Raw genomic sequence first — 22,166 nt, forward strand, 5'->3', positions numbered from 1 at the left:
TGTGGGAGCGAGCCGGCTCGCGATAGCGGTGGCACATTCAACGCGGATGCAGGCAGGCCTGGCGTCTTCGCGAGCAGGCTCGCTCCCACAATGGATTTTTGGTGTGTGCAGGGTCTGTGTACGGCATCGAACTCTGTGGGAGCGAGCCTGCTCGCGATAGCGGTGGCACATTCAACGCGGATGCAGGCAGGTCTGGCGTCTTCGCGGACGAGCCCGCTCTCACAAAGGGGTCAGCGGATGAAGTGGATCTTGCCGCTGTCGTCGTTGCCGATGTAGATGCCATAGACCCCGGCCTGGCGCTCCTCGATGTAGCGTTCGAGGATTTGGCGGATGGCCGGGTAGTAAATGCTGTCCCAGGGAATGTCCTCTGGCGCGAAGAACTGGCAGGCGAGGGTTTCCGGGCCGAACTGGCCGGTGATCTCCAGTGCGACGGCGCGGAAGATGATGTACACCTCGCTGATCTTCGGCACGCTGAAGATCGAGTAGGGGGAGACGATGTCCGCCCGTACTCCGGTTTCTTCCCAGACTTCCCGCAGCGCCGCCTGCTCGGTGGTCTCGTTGCCTTCCATGAACCCTGCCGGCAGGGTCCAGGTGCCTGGACGTGGGGGGATGGCGCGCTGGCATAACAGGTATTTGCCGTCCTGCTCGATGATGCAGCCGGCAATGATCTTCGGGTTGACGTAGTGGATGTAGCCGCAGCCGCCACACATCAGCCGCTCGTGAGTATCGCCCGCCGGCATGCGTCGACTCAGGTCGCTACCGCCACACTTTGGGCAAAAGCTCGGGCTGAACATGTCAGTGTCCTATGCGGGGTTCTTTCAGAGCGATGGGGACCGTGATTTCAGGCATGTCGCCGGTCTCTTCCTGCTTGCGCTTGAGATACTCCAGGGCAACCTTGGCCGCGGCCCGTACGTGGTCCACCGAAGCCTGGTGGGCGGCCAGCGGATCGCCGCTCTTGATGGCCTCGACGATGCGTTCCATTTCCTGGTTGCTGGCGCCTCGGCGGTTTTCCTGGGACACCGAGGTGGCTCGCAGGTAGCTGATCCGCGCCTGCAACTGGCGCAGTTGGGTCGCGGCCACATGATTACCGGAGCCTTCAAGCAGCACGTCGTAGAACCCCTGCACCGAATCCAGCACCTGCTGCAGCTCGCCGTTCTTGAGGGCCTCGCGGTTTTCCTTCAGGGCCTTTTCGAGGGCCTTGATGTCCTTGGCGCTGGCGCGCAGGGTGAACAGCTGGACGATCAGCCCTTCGAGCACGCAACGCAGCTCATAGATGTCACCGGCATCGCTCAAGGTGATGATCGCGACCCGTGGCCCCTTGGCATCGGCGAATTCCACCAGGCCTTCGGATTCCAGGTGTCGCAAGGCTTCGCGCACCGACGTACGGCTCACGCCCAGACGATCGCACAGATCGCGCTCGACCAGACGATCTCCCGGCAGGAGCTGGAAGTTCATGATGGCGCTTCGCAGCTTGTCCAGCACGATCTCGCGCAGGGTAACGGGATTGCGATTGACCTTGAAGCTGTCGTCGAGGGGCAGGCGTTTCATGGGCGTTGCTCTTTAGGTGGCTGTCCACATAAAAAGAGCACGTCGATCATCACGTGCTCTTTGCGAAAACAGCCAAGGTTAACTGGAGGCCTCGGCATCGGCTTCAGCGAAGGCTTCACGGGCGAGCCGGAAACTGTCGACGGCTGCGGGTACACCGCAATAAATACCGACCTGAAGCAGAATTTCGCGTATTTGTTCACGACTCAGGCCATTGCGCAAGGCGCCGCGTACATGCAGCTTGAGCTCGTGAGGCCGATTGAGCGCCGAAATCATGGCCAAGTTTATCATGCTGCGTTCCTTGAGCGACAAACCCTCACGGCCCCAGACGTGACCCCAGCAGTATTCAGTGACCATTTCCTGCAATGGCCGGGTGAAGTCGTCGGCGTTTTCCAGGGAGCGCTTCACATAGGCTTCGCCCAGCACCTGGGTGCGGATCTGTAAGCCTTTCTCGTACTTTTCGTTGCTCATTTCGATTATCTCCCGTGGGGCTCAGAGCCCGCCCATCAGGGTGTATTTGAGTTCAAGGTAATCCTCGATGCCATACTTGGAGCCTTCACGCCCCAGGCCCGACGTCTTGACGCCACCGAACGGGGCCACCTCGGTAGAAATCAGCCCTTCGTTGATGCCGACCATGCCGTACTCCAGCGCCTCGCTCATGCGCCAGGCCCGACCCAGGTCGCGGGTGTAGCAATAGGCGGCGAGCCCCGAATCGGTGTCGTTGGCCATCTGCACGGCCTGGGCCTCGTTGTCGAAGCGAAAGACCGCCGCCAGTGGACCGAAGGTTTCTTCCCGGGCAACTTTCATCTGCGGCGTGACGCCGGCCAGCACTGTCGGCTGGAAGAACCCGTGCCCCAGGGCATGGCGTTCGCCGCCACAGATCAGCCGGGCACCGTGGGCGAGGGCGTCCTGCACATGCTCCTCGACCTTGGCGACGGCCCGTTCGTTGATCAGCGGTCCCTGGCTGACGCCGGCCTCGAAACCGCTGCCGACCTTCAATTGCGCCACGCGCTCGGACAGGCGTGTGACAAACGCATCATGAATGCCGTCCTGCACCAGGAAGCGATTGACACAGACGCAGGTCTGTCCGGCATTGCGGAACTTGGCGATCAGCGCACCCTCCACCGCGCGCTCCAGGTCGGCATCGTCGAAGACGATGAAGGGGGCGTTGCCGCCCAGTTCCAGCGAGACCTTCTTCAAGGTTGGCGCGCACTGGGCCATCAGCAATTTGCCAATGGCCGTGGAGCCGGTGAACGACAGCTTGCGTACCAACGGGCTGCCTGTCAGTTCACCGCCGATGGCCACAGCGTCGCCGGTCACCACGTTGAAGATCCCCGCTGGAATCCCGGCCTGTTCCGCCAGGGCCGCCATGGCCAAGGCCGAGAAGGGCGTTTCCGGTGCGGGCTTGACGATGCAGGGACAGCCTGCGGCCAGGGCGGGACCAGCCTTGCGGGTGATCATCGCCGCAGGGAAGTTCCACGGGGTGATGGCCGCGACGACACCGATAGGCTCCTTGCTCACCACGATCCGGGCATCGCCTTTGTGGCTGGGGATGGTGTCGCCGTAGATACGTTTCGCTTCTTCGGCGAACCATTCGATGAAGCTGGCGGCGTAGAGAATTTCGCCCTTGGCTTCGGCCAGTGGTTTGCCTTGTTCGAGGGTGAGGATTTCTGCCAATGCGTCGGCGTTCTCAAGCATCAGCCCGTGCCAGCGCTTGAGGGTCTGGCTGCGCTCCTTGGCGATCAGCCCGCGCCAGGCCGGCCAGGCCTGGTTGGCGGCGGCGATGGCCTGGCGGGCCTGTTCGGCGCCCAGGTTCGGCACCCGGCCGATCAGCTCGCCGTTGGCCGGGTTGAAGATCTCCTGGCAGGCACCGTCGGGGGCCTCGAGCCATTGGCCGTCGATGTAGGCCTGCTGGCGGAACAGTTGCGAGGCTGCTGGACTCATGCCGACTCCTGAAATAAAGATGGAAAATGACGTCTGGCGCTACCTTGTGTCGAGGGGATCTATCCCCGCTGGGCTGCGCAGCAGCCCTAAAACAGACAGCTCCGTGCGTCATGTCAATGAAGTTGCCTGTATTGGGGACGCTGCGCGCCCCAGCGGGGATAAATCCCCTCGCCACAACAGTGTTCGGCTCAGGTTCTTCTTGCGCCGTTCAGGTCAGGGTGGGTAAGGCGCCCAACTTGCCCTTGTGGTAGATCATCGGCGTGACCGGCTGCTCGGGCAGGATCAGGTGCTTGACCGCGCCGACGATGATTGCGTGGTCGCCGCCGTCGTATTCGCGCCACAGTTCGCACTCGATGATTGCCGTGGCCTTGGCCAGGATCGGGTTGCCGAGGTCGCTCAGGTGCCAGTCGATGCCCTTGGCCTTGTCCTTGCCTTTACCGGCGAAGGCGTAGGCTTCGGCAGTCTGGTCGGCGGACAGCAGGTGAATCGCGAACTGCTTGCTGTCCCGCAGGATCGGGTAGGTGTCGGAAGCGTAGTTGGGGCAGAACAGGACCAGCGCCGGGTCGATCGACAGTGCGCTGAACGCACTGGCGGTGATGCCAACGATGTTCCCTTCAGGGTCCAGGGTGGTGACCACCGTGACGCCGGAGGGGAACGAGCCCATGACTTCTTTGTAAATGCCGGGTTCGATCATGGCGGCAGTCTCCTAGCGCATCACGAAGGGGTCAGGCATCGGTGCCTGAGAAAGGTTGATCCACACCGTTTTCAGTTCGGTATAGGCCAGCACCGAATCGATGCCGCTTTCACGTCCGTAGCCGCTGTTCTTGAAGCCCCCGATGGGCGCCATGGCCGAGACGGCACGGTAGGTGTTGACCCAGATGATGCCCGAACGCACGTCCCGGGCCAGGCGATGGGCGCGGCCGAGGTCGCGGGTCCAGATACCGGCGGCGAGGCCGAACTGCGAGTCGTTGGCGATGGCCAGGGCTTCGGCTTCGTCTTTGAAGCGAATCACCGAGGCCACCGGGCCGAAGACTTCCTCCTGCATGATCTTCATCGAATTGCGGTCGCATTCGAACAAGGTCGGCTCATAGAACCAGCCTTCACCCAGGTTCTGTGGGCGCTTGCCGCCCAGGCGCAGGCGCGCACCCTCGGCGATGGCGTCAGCAACCAGACCTTCGACCACGGCCAGTTGCTGGGCGGTGGCCATCGGTCCCATTTCGCTGCTGTCGTCTTGCGGGTTACCGATTCGGATGCGCTTGGCGCGCTCTTCCAGGCGCGAGACAAACTCATCGTAGATCTCGTCCTGCACCAGCAGCCGCGAGCCGGACACGCAGCTCTGGCCCGATGCGGCATAGATCCCGGCAATTGCACCGTTGACGGCGCTGTCGAGGTCGGCGTCGGCGAAGATGATGTTGGGTGACTTGCCCCCCAGTTCCAGGGACAGCTTGGCGAAGTTCTCCGCGCTGCTGCGCACCACATGGCGGGCTGTGGCGGCGCCGCCGGTGAAGGCGATCTTGCGTACCAGCGGGTGGCGGGTGAGGGCGGCGCCGGTACTTGGGCCGTAACCGGTCACGACGTTGACCACGCCTGCCGGAAATCCGGCCTCCAGGGCCAGGCGCGCCAGCTCCAGAACGGTTGCCGAGGCATGTTCGGACGGCTTGATCACGATGGTATTGCCAGCCGCCAGTGCCGGGGCGAGCTTGATCGCGGTCAGGTAGAGGGGGCTGTTCCAGGGAATGATTGCCGCCACCACGCCCATGGCTTCGTGCACGGTGTAGGCAAACATGTCCGGCTTGTCGAGGGGCAGGGAGCCGCCTTCGAGTTTGTCGGCCAGGCCCGCGGTGTAATGGAAGAACTCTGGCAGATAGCCCACCTGGCCCCGGGTTTCGCGGATCAGCTTGCCGTTATCGCGGCTTTCCAACTGGGCCAGTTGCTCCTTGTTTTCTGTGATCAGATCACCGAGACGGCGCAGCAACTTGCCCCGGGCGGTCGCCGTAAGTCCACGCCACGCGGGGCTTTCAAACGCCATCTGCGCCGCCTGGACGGCGCGTTCGACGTCGGCTTCGCCGGCGTCGGGCAGTTCAGCCCAGGCTTGGGCCAGGGCCGGGTTCAGGCTTTCGAAGGTCTTGCCGGACAGGGCATCGACCCATTCTCCGCCGATGCACATCTGGAAGCGTGCGAGAGTCATGCAACGATCCCCTTTATTGAATTTTGTTGGGCGTACGCCTTGTCGAGGAACTCCAGCAGCAACTGGTTGACCAGACGTGGCGATTCCACCGGCATCATATGCCGCTGCTCGGCAAGCACGGCAACGGCAGCACCAGGAATACGCGCGGCCAGTTGTTCCGCCATTTCGGGGGTTGAACCCGGGTCCAGCTCACCGGTGGCGATCAGCGTCGGTGCCTGGATGCTGCCCAGGTCGTCGGCACGGTACATGTCCTGGGTGGCGAACAGTTCATAAGTGGTCAGGTAACCCTGGGGATCATTCTTCGCCAGGGTCTGGCGCAGCGCGGCGATCTGTGCCGGGTTGGCGGCCTGGTATTCGCGGCTGAACCAGCGAGACAGTGCCGCTTCGGCGTTGGCGTCCGGACCATGCTCGGCCGCCTGGGCGGTACGGGCGATGACCCCGGCACGTTGCTCGGGGCTGCGGTTGAACACACTATTGAGCACTACCAGGCTTTGCAGACGCTGCGGGTAATGCAGGGCGAAAGCACGTGCCACCAGCCCGCCCATAGAGAAACCGATCACTGTGGCTTGAGGCACTTGCAGATGGTCGAGCAGTTCCCGCAACTGGTCGGCGTAACCGAGCAAACCGGTGCCGCTGGCGGGGCGCGGGCTGGCGCCATGGCCGAGCATATCGTAGGTAATAACACGGTATGTCGTGGCCAGGCCAACGACCTGGCCGCCCCACATTTCTTTATTCAGGCCCACGCCGTGGATCAAGACCACGGGCTGGCCTTGGCCGGTCGCCAGGTAACTGGTGCCGGCCGGGGTGAGTTCAGCGGTGAGCCGAATCATGAAGCGCTCCTGCATGCCTTTTCTTGTTATGGGGCCGGGCTGGATTACTGAGCCTTCTCGGCGGCCAGTTCTTCCAGGTCGATATAGCGGTTGCCGATGCGCGGATGCAGGCGGCCACCATCGGCGCAACCCAGCACCACGACAATTTCGTCGGCACGCGGCGCATCTTCGATCTGCATTTCCAGGGTGATGTAGTGCGAACGCAGACCTTCGTCGTCCTTATGCATCATCGGGATCTGGATCGAGGTGCCAGGACCGCCGCGCTTGTTGGTGAAGCTCAGGTAGCTCTTGGCCTTGACCGCTTCGCGGTAATGGTTGCCGAAGCGCAAGGTATGGATCACGGCAGAGGCATGCTCGATTTCACCGTCGGCGCCGACGACAGCAGCCTTGCCATAGGCTTCGATTTTCTCGGCACCGCCGATAATGCCCACCAGGCGTTCGACCATCAGCGCACCGAGATCGGAACAGTTGGCGCGGATTTCCGGCTTCAGGTCTTCGACGAAACCCCGGCCCAGCCAAGGGTTTTTCATGACCACCGCCAGCCCGACCATGGTCACCGGCTTGTCGGTGGCCTTGCCGCCCTCGATAAAGGTTTCTTCGGCATAGCTGACGATCTTGCGAATTTCGAAACTCATGGGCTGCTCCGTGGAGGGATGAAAGGTGTCTGTGCGTCTGATGGTATACCATAATACTGTTGGCGCAAGTGTCTCCGTTGAGTTTGTTCGCGAGCGGGCGACAGAAGGGCTTGCCAGGCAAGGCGAACCTATAGCGCGAAGGGTATGGGCGGTGGAGAAATCGAGAGAAACTGGTGCCCGATGTCGACAGGAGACATGTGGTTTGTCGAGCTGGAACGCCAGGGACCCGCGTTTTTGGGGGGCAGGGCGCTGATGCTTTCTCGTTTCGATAGGGCATAAGCTAATCGCAAATTGAGCTAAAAGAATAAATTGACAATCCGTTGTCTGAAGATAGGCTTCCAAAGCGTTGCTTGGTGGGACGCGCAAGACTTGGCCAAGATGGCCGGGCTGATGAGATTACTGGAGTTGTTGTGCATGGATAGCGGAGTGTTTGGCGGGCTGATGGTGATGTTGTGTTGGGGGATATCGGACTTTATTCAAAGTCTTATGATTCGCCAACTAGGCACCGCGAAAACAATGTTGGTTCGCAATGTATTTACCTTTGCTGTTGCACTCCTTCTCGGGGTGTATCTGATCACCTTCCAGCAGCTCAGGTTCGATGCGGACGCTGTATTGATCATCACCTGCAGCTCTGTCGCATATGTATCCGGGTATTACTTCTACATGCGTGGCTGTGAAGTCGGCAATTTATCCCTGGTCTCTCCGATCGCCTCTACCTATAGCCTGGTCACTATCTTTTTTTCCATCATTTTTCTCCGGGAAAGCCTGGCCCCGATTGCCTGGTTGGCTGTATTGATTATTTTTATCGGTATTGTCATGACGTCCGGCAATATCTTCCAATCGCTGCGCGGTGGCTCGCAAGGCTTTCTCCAGGCCATCCTGGCCATGGTGGGTTTTGGCGTAGCCTTTTTCATTCTTGGCTTTTCCGCAAAGGCGCTCGATGTCACCAATGCCTTCTTTTATTCTGCGTTAACCCAGGCCGTTCTTTTCACTGCATTGGCTTTGAGCAGAAACGGTCGGCTGGAAAAAGGTGATCTGACCCGGCGTCGTGGATGGTATTTTCTTACGCACTCTTTGTTGGTTAATGCGGGTTGGGTGTTTTACATCTTCGCCTCCAAAGTGGGTGAACTCTCGCTTGTTACGCCTATCAGTTCGGTGTACTCCGGAGTGACGGTGTTATTAGCTATTGCCATCTACAGGGAAATAACCACCCTGGGACAAAAGGTCGGAATAGGTACCGTTCTTGTTGGTGTCTTTTTGCTTAGTTATAAATGATCGTCATCCGACTATGACACTCCTCATTGAGGGGTGACAGATGTTGTTGTGCTGAATACCTATGCTGGTCATTTGGCACTGCATGCATGCCCATCTTAATTCTGTATGCCGATAACGGTAGAAGGAGTTCTTGGAATGATGCAGCCGAAAACAAGCCCTATCAACGGTCCACCCATTGTCTTGGATCTTGTCACTAAGATTGATGAATGGGCGGATCAGTATCCTGGAAGAACAGCGGTAGTGTTTCAAGGTCAGCCAGTCACCTATGCTGAGCTTTCAAGTCGAAGAAAGGCACTTGCCAAGCATCTCTTGAGTAAAGGTCTTGGCGTGGGAAGCAAGATCGGGATCCACTTACCCAGAGAGCCTGATCTGATCGTGGCCTTGACTGCGGTTTTGTCGATAGGCGCCGTCTTTATTCCACTCCCCCCGGACTCACCACAGCAGCGCAATGAACTGATCTCCAGGCTTGCCCATCTCGACGCCGTGATCAAGCCTCGGTCGGTTGATCTTTCACAGTGGTCGATGGGCGCATCCCTGGATATTGAGGCGGTGGACTGGTGTGATTCGACATTGTTCTTCGAACCTCTTGTCGATGACCTCTCGCTGGCCTACATATTGTTCACTTCGGGTTCGACGGGGCTTCCCAAAGGGGTGATGGTTCGCCGACAAAACCTCGCCTATTTTTTGTCTGCGATCAATGAGGTGATCAATTTTCCGGCGTGGGGGGCGCTCGTTTCCACAACAACCTATGGCTTCGATATTTCCATCCTGGAGTTTTTCCTGCCTCTTGCTCAAGGTGGCACGTTGTACCTGGCCAGCGAGCAGCAGAGCCGGGACGGCCAGGCAATCGCACATTTGCTCGACCACTGCGACAAGGCTCTGCTTCAAGGCACCCCGGCTACCTGGCGGTTGCTGATAGCGGCCGGGTGGCCCCGTACCTGCGCCGTCGGAGCACTGTGTGGCGGTGAAACACTGCCGGTTGGACTGGGCGAAATAATCTTCCGCTCCGCGAGGGCGGCCTGGAATCTCTATGGACCGACAGAAACGACGATTTGGTCTTTCTGCCATCGCCTGCAGGCCAGCGACTTTACCGGTTCAGCGACCAGCGTCCCCATAGGCCAGCCTCTGCCTGGCACCCGTTTTCGATTGTCTGCATCGCAAGACTCTTTGGAGTCCGAACTGGTGATCGGTGGCCCTGGTGTCAGCGCGGGTTATTTCAATCGGGACGATCTGACGGCGGAGAAATTTCAGGGGACTGAAACAGGTGGCGCTTCAGCGACCTACTACACTGGCGATCGGGTTCAACAACGGCCTGATAACTCGCTGGTTTTTATCGGACGTAAAGACCGGCAACTGAAACTCAATGGCTATCGTATCGAGCCTGGCGAAATCGAGTCGGCCCTTCATAAATCCGGTCTGGTCAGTCAATCCTTTGTCACGCTGGTGGAACATGCGCCTGATGACCACAGGTTGGCCGCCTACGTGGTGCTGGATAACCGCGCATCCGGCCAGCGCGTTGCAGATGCCGGTGTCTGGCTCGATGTGTGGGAAGCCGCTTACCTGTCGGCTCAGAAAAACGAGGTCGCCAGCGCCTCGAGCGGTTACACCTCAAGTTTCTCTGGCGAGTTGATCCCGGACAGTGACTTGCGCGAATGGGTGCAGGCGACGGCTTCGCGGGTCCTGGAATTCGCAGGCCATTCGGTATTGGATATTGGCTGCGGTATTGGCATGACGGGGGCGGTATTGCTGGAGAACGGCCTCCATCGTTACGTCGGTTGCGATGTCTCTGAAGTGGCGGTCGAGCGCGCGCGCCTGCGTCTGGATCAGGTCGCCGGTTCCCGCGCATCCTGTGCGGTGATGAGGAGGGCGGCCCACGAGCTGGGCACGCTGGATGAAGCACCTTTCGACGTTGTTCTACTGAACTCAGTCATCCAGTACTTCCCGGACATGGCCTACCTTGTCGGTGTGCTTGAAAAAGCCGCCGACCTGTGTCGCAAAGGAGGCGTGATTGTCATCGGTGATGTGCCTTACGCATCCCTGAAACAGGTATTGTCCGCCGCCGCGAGCCGTACACGGAAAAAGTTGAAGCGCACACCGCCCGTGGTTGGAGAGGGGGAGTTGTGGCTGGATCCCCTGCAGATCAAGCAACTGGCTTACGCGATGGAGCGCGTCGTCCACGTAGAGACTGAATTGCGAACGGGGCAGGGCAAGGATGAAATGACCCGCTATCGTTACGACGTCATCATCAGGCTCGACATGGACGACCGGGCCAGTCTAGCGCCGGTTGCACGCTATTCGTATCGGCACGAGCGTCTTCACGAACGAGATCTGGGTCAATGGCTGGCGTCGACCCCTTCGACGTTCGTGCTCTCGGGTGTTCCGAACGCCAGGATCAGTCTGGACCTCCAGCTTTCCGAGGGCGGTTCCTCGATCCACCCGGACGAGGCCTGCGACCCGGAATACATTCGTCAATGGGCCGCAAGCCGTCATCTCCAGGCCAAAGTACGCTGGAGCGATAACCTTCCCGCCGGGACAATGGACATATTCGTGGGGCCCCACGACAGCCTGGATCCTACGTTTGAGCCACGTCCTGCTCTGGGCGACATGCAGATTGAACCCGCTCCTGTCCGGGAAATTGGAGATGTCGCTATGCGACAAGAGTTCATTGAGCAACTCAAGGCATCTCTCCGAGCCCATGTGCCGTCCTACATGATTCCCGCTCACTTTATTTTCCTGGAGCGTTTCCCGCTGACGTTCAATGGCAAGTTGGATGTCGCCGCCCTTGAGCGGTTTGCGCCGCGCGTCCACTCCAGACGCTCGCCCGCGGACAACCAGCCATTGTCGGTCAAGCAGCGCCTGACGCAGATATGGTCTGACATCCTGATGACTGCCTCGATACATCCGACGCAGAGTTTTTTTGCGCAGGGAGGATCCTCTCTGCTCATCGTCAACCTGACCCGGGCATTGAACGATGCCTTTGGCTTGAGGCTTCAAGTCACTGAGCTGTTCGAAGAAAACAGCCTTGACGCGCAAACCCGCCTGATCAACCAAAAACTCGGATCGGATACCGCCTTGTCCATGAATCCTCCTACTTCTTCTTCCAGTGTGGACCGCAGGACCGCCGCCATCAGATCAGCGGCTCGTAGACGCCAGAAGCAGTTATAGGCGCCATGTGACCAAGTCACTTTCAAATTTGGGAGAGAAGAGGATGAGCGAAACCAACTATCACGGAAATGAGATTGCCGTCATTTCCATGGCTTGCCGATTCCCGGGGGCCGACTCCGTTGACGCTTTCTGGGACAACCTGGTCTCGGGACGGGAATCCATCGACTCCATTTCGCTGGGGGCCTTGCTGGAGGCCGGTGTTACCGCGGAACAGGCCGGCCGAGAGGACTATGTCGCCAAGGCGGCGCGCCTGGACAATGTCGATCGATTCGACGCCGGCTTCTTCGAGATGCCGGCCCGCGAAGCGGCGATTACCGATCCCCAGCATCGACTGCTGCTCGAATGCGCCTGGGAGGCGTTGGACGCTGCGGGGTTGAGCAAGGATCGTGAAGCACTGAACATCGGTGTTTTCGCCGGTGCAGGCAATAACGATTATCTTCATAACCAGGTTTTAGGCGAGGGCACCGGCGAAAGCGGTTTTTTGGACAGCAGCGCAGGCTTCATGAATCTGCTGGGCAACGATAAGGATTACCTGTCGACGCGGATCGCCTACAAACTGGGGTTGCGGGGCCCCGCGCTGAACATTCAGACAGCGTGCTCGACCTCGCTGGTCTCGATCCATATGGCATGTCAAAGCCTGTTGCTGGGCGAGTGTGATGTCGCGTTGGCTGGCGGTGTGACCGTGTTGGTCCCTCATGCCGTGGGTTATGTCTACCAGGAGGGGATGATCCAATCGCCGGATGGGCATTGCCGGGCGTTCGATTCATCCGCCCAGGGAACGATCTTTGGGAGCGGTGCCGGGCTGGTCACGCTCAAGCGTCTTTCCGACGCCCTGGAAGCGGGTGATTCCATTCAGGCGGTGATCAAGGGATCGGCCATCAACAACGACGGCTCGAACAAGATCAGCTTTGCCGCTCCCAGTTCCCAGGGACAAGCCCAAGTCATTGAACAAGCGCTGGCAAATGCGGAGGTAAGCGCTGCGACCCTGGGTTTCGTGGAAACCCATGGGACGGGGACCCCATTGGGTGATCCGATAGAATTCAAGGCGCTGAGGGATGTGTTTACGCAGCACGGTGCCAGGGCAAACACCTGTGCCTTGGGGGCGGTGAAAACCAACGTTGGTCATCTTATCGCCGCTGCTGGCGTAGCAGGGTTCATCAAGACCGTGTTGGCCCTCAAACACCGGGTAATTCCCGCCACGCTGCACTTTACCCACGCCAATGAAGACATTCATCTGGACGGCAGTCCGTTTTTCATCAGCGCTCGAACCGTCCCATGGCCGGCCGCTGACCTGCCGCTCCGCGCAGGTGTCAGTTCTTTCGGAGTAGGGGGGACGAACGCACATGTCGTTCTCGAGGAAGCTCCGCTGCGTCCGGCCCTTCCGGAGAAAGAGACCGACGGTCCTTGTCTCCTGGCGCTTTGCGCGAAGGACCGTGGGGCCCTGAGAGACCAGATAACCCAGTACCGGGAATGGCTCGAACGGCCCGGGACACCCTCCCTGGGCGATATTTGCTACAGCGCCCGGGTCGGGCGGGCGGAGTTCCCTTTTCGTTATACCGAGTCGGCCCGCCAGACAGAAACCCTGCTCGCCAAGCTCCAACAGGGCGACCAGGATATTCGCTGGGTCGACCCTGCCAGGGAGACCGGGCTGGTTTTTGTGTTCACCGGACAAGGGGCTCAGTTTCCAGGCATGGGCAAGGATCTCTACGCCCATAACGAGGTGTTTCGGGCATCTCTCGATCGCTGCGATACGATTGCGCGAGCTTGCATGGACATCTCCCTGCTCACGATCCTTTTCCCTTCGGCGCAGGATGATGCCGGGCTGATCGATCAGACACGCTACGCACAGCCTGCGTTGTTTGCGCTGGAATATTCCCTTGCCCAGGTGTGGCTGAGCCTTGGCGTCGTCCCTGACGTCCTGCTCGGGCATAGCCTCGGTGAGCTTTCGGCGGCCTGCGTGGCAGGAGTATTCAGTCTGGAAGATGGTTTGAGCCTGGTGGCCGAACGAGGTCGCCTTATGCAGGCGCTGCCTCGGGATGGTGGAATGTCAGCCATCACACTCAAGGGCGAAGAGTTGGAACAACTGCTGGCGGAACATGCCATCGACCTGAGCATCGCGGCCATCAACGGCTCAGGCAATGTGGTGGTTTCCGGTGCGTTGAATGAATTGGACAGGCTCCACGGTGTGCTCGATACCCGGCAAACCCAGTACACACGTCTGAATGTTTCTCACGCGTTTCATTCTGCACTGATGGAGCCGATGCTGGCTTCCTTTGCCTCCATTCTCAAGCGTATCAGCCTGTCGCCGCCGCGCTATCCGCTGATCAGCAACGTCAGCGCAACGATTGCGACGGCGCGGCTGGTGACGCCGGAGTACTGGCTGGAGCATATTCGCCAGCCAGTCCGTTTCATGGACTGCATCCAGGCCGCATTCGAAAACGGTGGCCGCACTTTTCTGGAGATCGGGCCGAAGGCTGTGCTGTCAACGATCGGGGCGGCATGCCTGCAACCGGATGATGCGGACCAGGTCACCTGGATAAGCAGCCTGAGCAGTAAGGTCGCCGATCGGGACCAGCTCCTGCAAAGCGCGGGACAGCTGTTCGGATCCGGGGTCGAGCTGGACTGGAATACGCTTCTGAACGGCTCGACATCGACACGTGTGACTGTTCCGAACTACCCATTCCAGCGGTCCTGTCATTGGGTAGGTAGGCCTATTCCAGCCCCGTCGCAATGGCTTACGACCGTGGACTGGGTGCCGCAACCCAGTCGTCCGCCAATCGTTGACGTCCAGGCACCTTTGGGGGTGTGGCTGTTTATCGGCGGCACAAGCGAGCTGGCCCAAGGTATTGGCAAAGGCTTGCCGAGTACTGAGGGGCCGATGATTCACGCGGTGTTCGCCGATGATTGCCGCCAGGTCAATGCCCATCTCTGGCACATCAGAGCTGGCTTCCCCGAGGACCTCCGTGAGCTGTTTCAGTCGCTGCCAGTCTCTGCACAATGCCCGCTCAAAGGCGTGGTGCACCTCGGCGGGACCGACCAGGCATCCCCCCAGGATCGCCCTTCAGGACAGGAAGACCTCGCTCCCTTGGGGACCGGTCTCTACAGCGTGCCGGCGACCCTGCAAGCGCTGGCGAGCGCCTCCCGGTCAGAGGCCGCCAGGCTCTGGATCGTGACGCGCGCAGCGGTCAACGTACGTTCCGCTTCTTCGTTGATCAATGTTGCACAGGCCCCGCTTTGGGGCTTGGCTAAAGTGATCGCCCAGGAGGAGCCCGCAGTCTGGGGCGGTTTCATCGACCTGCCGCCTGACTTGGAGAAGACCGATCTGTCTCTTGCCGCGCAACTGATGCTTGTGCACGGTCAGGAAGATCAATTCGCTATTCGTCAGGGTGGCGTTCATGTACCCAGGCTCGTGGAAGCATCCCCAGGGAAGTCGAGGCCCCTGGCGTTAAGTCCGCAAGCGACCTATCTGGTCGTTGGCGGGTTCGGTGGGCTAGGGCGGGAGGTCCTTGCCTGGCTGGTGGAAAAGGGCGCTTGCCATTTGGCGGTGGTCGGGCGCAAGTCGCTGGACGCTACCGGCTCGAGCGTACTGGACAGGTTCAGACACCAGGGTGTGAGCATCGACTATCTGCGTATGGATATCGCCACCCATGAGGCCGCCGAAACCCTGACGTCGTACATGGGCACTCTGCGATGGCCCCTACGAGGTGTGTTGCAACTGGCGGGGACTGTTGAAGACGCTGTCCTGTCGAAACTGAGTGCGTCGTCACTCAGTCATGTCCTGTTGCCAAAACTGCAGGGCACCCAAATGCTGGATCGGGTCACCCGCGATCAGCCGCTGGATTTTTTCATCGGATTCTCCTCAATCAGCGCGTCGCTGGGATTCAAGGGCCAGGCGAACTATGTCGCGGCCAACAGTGCGATGGACGCCATCATGGAAAATCGCGTCAGTTCGGGATTACCCGGTTTGAGCATCGCATGGGGACCTTGGTCTTCCGACGGCATGGCCAGTCGGGTCGACAGTGTATTCAAGAAGCGCCTGTCGGCATTGGGCATCAACTACATATCCGCGCAAGTTGGCTTGCAGAGGTTGTGGGACAACCTGGCCACACAGGGTGTCATTGGGATCGCGCCAATCGATTGGAAGCCCTACAAGGCGCACTTGCAGTCCAGCGACTGGCCCTACCTGTCGCTGATCGATGCGCAGCACCCGACGGGCGAGACAGCGATGGAGGGCGAGACAGTTCCTTTCCTGGACACTGTGTCGTCGCTGGATGACGAGCATCGACAGGCGTTCACCCTGGGCCGGTTGAGGGCGGTTGCGGCACGTGTCGCAGGTGGCTTCGACGCCGATGCAACGCCCGTGGACAAGTCGCTCACGATGATGGGGTTTGATTCGCTGATGACCGTTGAATTTCGCAACAGTCTGAAAAAGCTTGGCATCAACTTTCCCCTGGGCAGGCTTATCGTCGGTGCCACGCTCAACGATATCGGCGATTTTGTACTCGAACATATCGAGGCGGTCCGTCAGGGCGATCCGGTCAAGCCTGCAAATGTTGGCCCGCCCAGATCGCAAGACGAGCAGACCTCTGGCTGCCTGGTTATTCCAGCCCCTCGACCTCAGGCAACGCTGCGCTTGATCTGTTTTCCGTATGCGGGCGGCGGGCCGGCGGTATTCAAGGGGTGGGCAGATCGACTACCGGATCACATCGAACTCTGCCTTTTGCAGTTGCCTGGACGCAATGCGCGACTGGGAGAAAAGTCGTACACCCGCATGGAAGAGTTGGTGACAAACCTGACGCCTGACTTGCTGCCCTATCTGGACCGGCCGTTTGCATTCCTTGGCTTGTGCCTGGGCGGTGTCCAGGCGTTTGAAGTGGCTCAATGCCTGGCCAAGGCGCATGACTTGTACCCCTCACACCTGATTTTTGCCGGAAGCCGGGCACCGCATTTTTACAATGAGCATCAATTCGCCTCGGATGTCCTGCAGTTCAATTACGAGTCGGATGGCGAGTCCCCAGAAAGGGGAGATAGCGAGCTCATCGCCATGCTCAAGGAAATGAACTTTGCCAACAATCAGGCGCTGTTCGACGATGTTGAAATGCGTGACTTGATGCTTCCAATCATCAAGGCGGATTACGAAATAAATAACACCTACCTGTACCGGGCCCATCCTCCGCTGGCGGTGCCCATTACCTCGATTGGCGGGCGGATCGACCCCTACGCCACCGGCGTTCACATTACCGGCTGGCGTGAGCATACCACCGGCGTGTTCAGGTCGGTGTTCTGTGCGGGGGATCATTATTTTGTGGAAGGGCAGCGTGATCTGATCGCCAATATCGTGGTGGAAACGCTTGCCGGTTTGCCTACCTCAGCGGCCCATCTCTCAGCAGAAAACGTTCAACCATAGGAGAGTTCACATGTCCTCACTGTTCCTGCGTACCGTGCTTTGCTTCGTCCTGAGCCTGACATCCCACTGGGCTTTGGCGACATCTGACACGCGTCCGATCCGGTTCTACGATGGAGGCTGGGAAAATATTCAGATCGACAATCATATCGCCATGTACATCCTCAAGCATGGATACGGTATGAACGTGGAGTCTGTCAGTCTTGATATCGCGCAAATGCAGAATGCGATGGAGACCGGTGCCATCGATATCAATATGGAGGTGTTTACCTCACTGATGCCACAGTGGGTCCAGGATCAGACGGCGAAGAAAGCCATCCTCGATTTCGGCCCCACCTATGAACGTCTTACCCAGGCTTTCTATGTCCCCACCTACATGATCAAGGGCGATGCCGGTCGCGGAATCAAGCCGACGACCCCCGATCTGAAGAGCGTCGCCGATCTCCCCAAGTATGCAGAGGTCTTCAGACAGGCATCGGGATCGGGCAAGCCGACCTGGCTGAACTGCATCAGCAGTTGGGCGTGCCGGGAAATCAACCTGATTAAAATGGCCACCTACGGGATCGATAAAACGTTCACGCCAGTGGAGCTCAAGTCCGAGTCGGCGCTCAACGCCGCGATCATTTCCGCTTACGAAAAAGGGCAGCCTTTCATGACGTATTACTGGGATCCGAGCCCCCTGATGGGCGAGCTGGCCCTTACGCGTCTGGAGGAGCCCGCCTACAGCGAAGCCTGCTGGGAAGCGATCAAGCAAAGCCTCGCGCAGTTCAAGGAAGGTGTTGGAAGCCAACAAGCCTGTGCCTATGCAGATATTCCACTCAATAAATACACCTCAGCCAGGTTCGCCGAAGAGCATCCGGGCGTCCTTCCTTTCCTGAAGTCGATGTTCGTGGGAACCGACACTATCCGGACGCTGGCAACCCGAATGGTTTCCAACAAGGAGACTCCCGAGCAGACGGCGCGCTATTACTTGCGTAACCACACCGCCGATTGGAAAGGGTGGGTGCCTGAGGATGTGTTCAAGAAAGTCTCCGAGACACTGTAGAAAAGACATCAGGGATGGATCGCAACGGAAAAGGCATGCCGAGAGAGTCGGTATGCCTTTTTTTGTGCCTGAAGATCCGGCAAGACATTCTCGTAATTCCCCAGCAGTGAGTAAAAATTTCCCTCTTTCGGGGCATTCGCGTCCTGTTACCGGTCTTTGTGCACCTATTCGACTCGTTCCCGCGCCCTCCAGGGACGGCTGAAATAAAACGTTTCAGCTATAGAGGCTGTTCCTGTCGCAAAAAAGACATCGAATTTCGCCTGGTCGTAATTTTCCGCCGTTTTCGCCAGCAGTTTCTGGCTGTTCCGTGCTTAGGCATAGCCTTTGCTACGCTTCAACAGCTAAGGCAACGTACCGATGGCTTGATTACAGGAGGGATTCATCACGCGGATTTAACCAGGGGGCGCACGTCATCCAGACGCAAAGGGCCACACCAGAGACGAATGTCCATCGAGGTGCCAAGAAAAAACAGGGCTCATTAACACAAGGCAAGGCCGGACCATTGGAATGACGAAGTAATAAGAAATGCCGTGTAGAACGCGGCTGGGAGTTGGCTATGCCCCGAGCTTTTTTTGACGAAATGTATGACGCCAAGGGTGACTGCCGCCCGCATTACCAAGCCTTCGCCCGCTGGCTGGCGGACACGCCGGTCGAACTGCTCGACCAGCGCCGACGCGAAGCCGACCTGCTGTTCCATCGAGCGGGGATCACCTTCACCCTGTACGGGGACGAGCAGGGCACTGAACGGCTGATTCCCTTCGATATCATTCCCCGCAGCATCAAGGCCAGTGAATGGCAAAAGGTCGAGCAGGGATGCATCCAGCGGGTCCAGGCCCTGAACATGTTTCTGGCCGACATCTATCACCAGCAGCACATCCTCAAGGAAGGCATCATTCCCGCCGAGCAGGTGCTGGCCAACGAGGGTTACCAGATTGCGATGCAGGGCCTGAACCTGCACCGGGGCATCTACGCCCATATCGCCGGTGTCGACCTGGTTCGCGACGGTGACGGCAGTTACTACGTGCTGGAAGACAATCTGCGCACGCCCAGCGGTGTCAGCTACATGCTCGAAGACCGCAAGATGATGATGCGCCTGTTCCCCGAGCTCTTCGCCGCCCAGCGGGTAGCCCCTATCGATCATTACCCGAACCTTTTGCTCGACACACTCAAGAGTTCGAGCCCGCTGGATAATCCCACTGCGGTGGTGCTGACCCCGGGTCGCTTCAACAGTGCCTACTTCGAACATGCGTTCCTGGCGCGGGAAATGGGCGTGGAACTGGTGGAGGGCGCGGATCTGTTCGTGCGCGACGACCACGTCTACATGCGCACGACAGCCGGTCCCAAGCAAGTGGATGTGATCTACCGGCGTCTCGACGATGCCTATCTCGACCCACTGTCGTTCAATCCAGACTCGATGTTGGGTGTGCCGGGTCTGATTGCCGTCTACCGCGCCGGCAATGTAGTACTGGCGAATGCGGTCGGTACCGGCGTCGCCGATGACAAGTCGATCTACCCCTACGTCGATGAGATGATTCGTTTCTATCTCACCGAAGAACCGATCCTGAAGAATGTCCCTACCTGGCAGTGCCGCAAGCCCCAGGAACTGTCCCATGTACTGGCGAACCTGCCCGATCTGGTGGTCAAGGAAACCCAGGGCTCCGGCGGCTACGGCATGCTGGTGGGGCCGGCGGCCACCGCGGCGGAAATCGAAGACTTCCGTGCTCGACTCAAGGCCCGCCCCGAGGCCTACATCGCCCAACCGACCCTGAGCCTGTCTACCTGCCCGACCTTTGTCGAAAGTGGTATTGCGCCTCGCCATATCGACCTGCGGCCGTTCGTGCTCTCTGGCAAGGAAACCCGCCTCGTGCCGGGCGGCCTGACCCGCGTGGCGCTTCGCGAAGGCTCGCTGGTGGTGAATTCGTCCCAGGGCGGCGGCACCAAGGACACTTGGGTAGTGGAGGATTAAGACATGCTTTCAAGAACCGCTTCGGACCTCTACTGGATGTCCCGCTATCTGGAGCGCGCCGAGAACCTGGCGCGCATGCTCGAAGTCAGTTACTCGCTGTCGCTGATGCCCCAGGCCGGGCGCAGCGACGGTCATGCCGAGTTGGCGATGTCGTTGCTGGCGGCCGGTACGCTGGACGACTACAACGCGCGTTATGGCGAACTCAACAGCGAACACATGCTGCATTTCTTCGCCCTGGATGAAACCAATCCCGGCAGTATCTACAGCTGCCTGCGGGCGGCGCGGACCAATGCCCATGCGGTGCGCGGGCGCATCACCGCCGACATGTGGGAAAACATCAACGCCACCTGGCTGGAGATGCGCAACATCGCCAGCAATGGCCTGGGTCGTTACGGCATCAGTTATTTCTGCGAATGGGTCAAGGAGCGCTCGCATCTGTTCCGCGGGGCGACGTCTGGCACCATCATGCGCAACGATGCCTACTGTTTCATTCGCCTGGGCACCTTCATCGAACGGGCGGACAACACCTTGCGGCTGCTGGATGCGCGCTACGAAATGTTCGGCGAGGAATCGGAAGAGGTCAGCGACAATTCGGCGCGCGGCTACTACCAGTGGAGTGCCCTGTTGCGAGCGTTGTCTTCGTTCGAGGCCTTCAACGAGATCTACCGTAATGCACCGAATGCCGAGCAGGTTTCGGAGATGTTGCTGCTGCGCGCTGACGTCCCCCGATCGTTGCATGCCTGCATCGAGGAGCTCGATCAGATCCTCGCCAGTCTGCCCGGCCACAACGGCCGTCCGGCCCAGCGCCTGGCTGCGGAACTGAATGCGCGCCTGCGCTATTCCGGGATCGACGAGATCCTGGCTTCGGGCCTGCACCTTTGGCTGACTGACCTCATCGACCAGATCCGTCATCTGGGCCAGACCGTTCACGAGTCCTATCTGGAGGTCGTATGAAACTGTCCATACGCCACGACACTACCTACCGCTATGCCGATGAAGTCTGCACCAGCATTCAGTTCCTGCGCCTGACCCCGAAGGACAGTCAGCGCCAGCGTGTCCTGCAATGGCATCTGGAATTGCCCCGCCTGGTGCGCAGCCAACTCGACCCCTACGGCAACATCCTGCATGTGATGACCATGGACGAGCCCCACGGCGCCTTGGTGCTGACGGCTTATGGCGAGGTGCAAATCCATCAGGAGGTGGAGATGGAACCGGACTCGCAGTCGCCGCTACCGTTCCTGCGTTCGAGCCGTCTGACCCAGGCGGATGAGGCGCTCAGTGCATTTGCCATGGCGCAATGTGCAGGGCGACGCGATCGCGATGCGCTGGTCGATCTGATGGAAGGCCTTGCTGCGCACATGCCCTATAGCCCGGGCACGACCGCTGTCAGCAGCACGGCCGCCGAGGCGTTTGCCGGCGGTGCGGGCGTCTGCCAGGATCATACCCATGCCTTCCTGGCGTGCGCGCGTAGCCTGGGTATTCCGGCGCGCTATGTCTCCGGTTACTTGTACTCCGAAGATGAGACTCATCTGGCGAGTCATGCCTGGGCGGAGGCTTGGCTGGACAACGGGTGGTACAGCTTTGACGTGACCAACCGCCTGACCCGCCCTGATCGACACCTGAAGCTGGCGGTCGGCCTGGACTACCTCGACGCCTGCCCGGTACGCGGCATGCGTCGCGGCGGCGGGGCAGAACAGATGCAGGCGCGGGTGCAGGTGAACTCGATGGTGCAGGTGCAACACCAATAAACGAGAAACTCGCTGAAGCGCAAGGCCTCATCGCGAGCAGGCTCGCACAATGGAAATGGCGTCGGGCACAAATCCAGCGACCACCCGATCCCCCTGTGTGCGAGCCTGCTCGCGATGGCGGCTGCACATCCAACATCTTCGTAATCTGACCCACCGCTATCGCGAGCAGGCTCGCTCCCACAATGGGGCTGGCGTCGGGCACAAATCCAGCGACCACCCGCCCCCCCTGTGGGAGCGAGCCTGCTCGCGATGGCGGCTGCACATCCAACATCCCCGTAATCTGATCCACCGCTATCGCGAGCAAGCCCGCTCCCACAATGGGGCTGGCGTCGGGCTCAAATCCAGCGACCACCCGATCCCCTGTGGGAGTCGGGCTTGCCCGCGAAGGCGTCTGCACAGTCGCTATCGGGCTAACTGGCGG

The 22,166-nt window shown here is 59.6% G+C and carries 15 protein-coding genes; 7 read left to right on the forward strand and 8 right to left on the reverse strand.

Features of this window, described 5'->3' with window-relative positions:
* Window positions 1-230 precede the first annotated feature (230 nt).
* The 8 genes from AD665_RS08225 to AD665_RS08260 form a co-directional block, all read right to left on the reverse strand.
* Window positions 231-794, reverse strand: coding sequence for an NUDIX hydrolase (locus AD665_RS08225; RefSeq protein ID WP_024779975.1), 564 nt, complete (start codon window positions 792-794; stop codon window positions 231-233).
* A 1-nt stretch (window position 795) separates the two neighbouring features.
* Window positions 796-1,548 (reverse strand): GntR family transcriptional regulator, encoded by a 753-nt coding sequence (locus AD665_RS08230; protein WP_024779976.1) that lies wholly within the window; start codon window positions 1,546-1,548, stop codon window positions 796-798.
* 78 nt (window positions 1,549-1,626) lie between these two features.
* On the reverse strand, window positions 1,627-2,016 hold the full coding sequence (locus AD665_RS08235) for a carboxymuconolactone decarboxylase family protein (RefSeq protein ID WP_024779977.1): 390 nt from the start codon (window positions 2,014-2,016) through the stop codon (window positions 1,627-1,629).
* A gap of 21 nt (window positions 2,017-2,037) precedes the next feature.
* Window positions 2,038-3,489 carry an NAD-dependent succinate-semialdehyde dehydrogenase gene (locus tag AD665_RS08240; RefSeq protein ID WP_053191685.1) on the reverse strand — a complete coding sequence of 484 codons (1,452 nt, stop codon included), beginning with the start codon at window positions 3,487-3,489 and terminating at the stop codon, window positions 2,038-2,040.
* Between the two features lie 208 nt (window positions 3,490-3,697).
* Entirely contained in the window at window positions 3,698-4,183 is a 486-nt protein-coding gene (locus AD665_RS08245) for a flavin reductase family protein (protein ID WP_024779979.1), read from the reverse strand.
* 12 nt (window positions 4,184-4,195) lie between these two features.
* Window positions 4,196-5,677 carry an aldehyde dehydrogenase gene (locus AD665_RS08250; protein ID WP_024779980.1) on the reverse strand — a complete coding sequence of 494 codons (1,482 nt, stop codon included), beginning with the start codon at window positions 5,675-5,677 and terminating at the stop codon, window positions 4,196-4,198.
* Entirely contained in the window at window positions 5,674-6,507 is an 834-nt protein-coding gene (locus AD665_RS08255) for an alpha/beta fold hydrolase (RefSeq protein WP_024779981.1), read from the reverse strand. Before AD665_RS08255 ends, AD665_RS08250 begins: the two co-directional genes overlap by 4 nt.
* Before the next feature lie 44 nt (window positions 6,508-6,551).
* A complete protein-coding gene (locus tag AD665_RS08260; protein ID WP_024779982.1) occupies window positions 6,552-7,142 on the reverse strand; it encodes an amino acid synthesis family protein in 591 nt (196 codons plus the stop codon).
* 378 nt (window positions 7,143-7,520) lie between these two features.
* On the opposite strand from AD665_RS08260, the gene AD665_RS08265 reads away from it, so the two are divergent.
* From AD665_RS08265 to AD665_RS08295, 7 genes are all read left to right on the forward strand, one after another.
* Window positions 7,521-8,417 carry a DMT family transporter gene (locus AD665_RS08265; protein ID WP_152979059.1) on the forward strand — a complete coding sequence of 299 codons (897 nt, stop codon included), beginning with the start codon at window positions 7,521-7,523 and terminating at the stop codon, window positions 8,415-8,417.
* A 135-nt stretch (window positions 8,418-8,552) separates the two neighbouring features.
* Window positions 8,553-11,582 carry an AMP-binding protein gene (locus AD665_RS08270; protein WP_053191686.1) on the forward strand — a complete coding sequence of 1,010 codons (3,030 nt, stop codon included), beginning with the start codon at window positions 8,553-8,555 and terminating at the stop codon, window positions 11,580-11,582.
* 7 nt (window positions 11,583-11,589) lie between these two features.
* Window positions 11,590-16,989: a type I polyketide synthase gene (locus tag AD665_RS08275; protein ID WP_147460388.1), complete on the forward strand. Its 5,400-nt coding sequence runs from the start codon at window positions 11,590-11,592 to the stop codon at window positions 16,987-16,989.
* A gap of 10 nt (window positions 16,990-16,999) precedes the next feature.
* On the forward strand, window positions 17,000-18,031 hold the full coding sequence (locus AD665_RS08280) for a glycine betaine ABC transporter substrate-binding protein (RefSeq protein ID WP_053191690.1): 1,032 nt from the start codon (window positions 17,000-17,002) through the stop codon (window positions 18,029-18,031).
* Window positions 18,032-18,587: 556 nt separating this feature from the next.
* On the forward strand, window positions 18,588-19,997 hold the full coding sequence (locus tag AD665_RS08285; protein WP_024779987.1) for a circularly permuted type 2 ATP-grasp protein: 1,410 nt from the start codon (window positions 18,588-18,590) through the stop codon (window positions 19,995-19,997).
* A 3-nt stretch (window positions 19,998-20,000) separates the two neighbouring features.
* On the forward strand, window positions 20,001-20,951 hold the full coding sequence (locus AD665_RS08290) for an alpha-E domain-containing protein (RefSeq protein ID WP_024779988.1): 951 nt from the start codon (window positions 20,001-20,003) through the stop codon (window positions 20,949-20,951).
* Window positions 20,948-21,745: a transglutaminase family protein gene (locus tag AD665_RS08295; RefSeq protein ID WP_024779989.1), complete on the forward strand. Its 798-nt coding sequence runs from the start codon at window positions 20,948-20,950 to the stop codon at window positions 21,743-21,745. Before AD665_RS08290 ends, AD665_RS08295 begins: the two co-directional genes overlap by 4 nt.
* Window positions 21,746-22,166: the final 421 nt, after the last annotated feature.

It is taken from the genome of Pseudomonas corrugata (assembly GCF_001269905.1).
GTDB classification, from domain to species: Bacteria; Pseudomonadota; Gammaproteobacteria; order Pseudomonadales; family Pseudomonadaceae; genus Aquipseudomonas; species Aquipseudomonas corrugata.